Origin of the sequence: Streptomyces echinoruber, from assembly GCF_014651135.1 — a bacterium.
GTDB classification, from domain to species: domain Bacteria; phylum Actinomycetota; class Actinomycetes; order Streptomycetales; family Streptomycetaceae; genus Streptomyces; species Streptomyces echinoruber.
Genome location: NZ_BMWH01000108.1, coordinates 1 through 525 on the forward strand (window position 1 = coordinate 1; position 525 = coordinate 525).

The window sequence follows — 525 nt, forward strand, 5'->3', positions numbered from 1 at the left end:
GCGCTGTACGAGTCGGACGACCTGGCCTGGCTGGGCGGCCTGGCCCACGAGGTGCGCACGCGCCAGAACGGCGACGTGGTCTACTTCAACGTCAACCGGCACCTGAACATGACCAACGTGTGCACGGCCTCCTGCGCCTACTGCTCCTTCCAGCGCAAGCCGGGCGAGAAGGACGCCTACACCATGCGCATCGAGGAGGCCGTGCGCCTGGCCAAGGCGATGGAGGGCGAGCACCTCACCGAGCTGCACATCGTCAACGGGCTGCACCCCAACCTGCCCTGGCGCTACTACCCGCGCTCGCTGCGGGAGCTGAAGAAGGCCCTGCCGCACGTGTCGCTGAAGGCGTTCACCGCCACCGAGATCCACCACTTCGAGACCATCTCCGGGCTGGATGCGGGCGAGATCCTCGACGAGCTGATCGACGCCGGGCTGGAGTCGCTCACCGGCGGCGGCGCGGAGATCTTCGACTGGGAGGTGCGGCAACACATCGTCGACCACAACACCCACTGGGAGGACTGGTCGCGC

At 67.6% G+C, this 525-nt stretch carries 1 protein-coding gene; it reads left to right on the plus strand.

The genetic code is table 11. The features are described 5' to 3' along the window. The coding region (locus tag IE225_RS32780) for a radical SAM protein (RefSeq protein ID WP_190061297.1) at positions 1-525 on the plus strand (525 nt) is incomplete at both ends.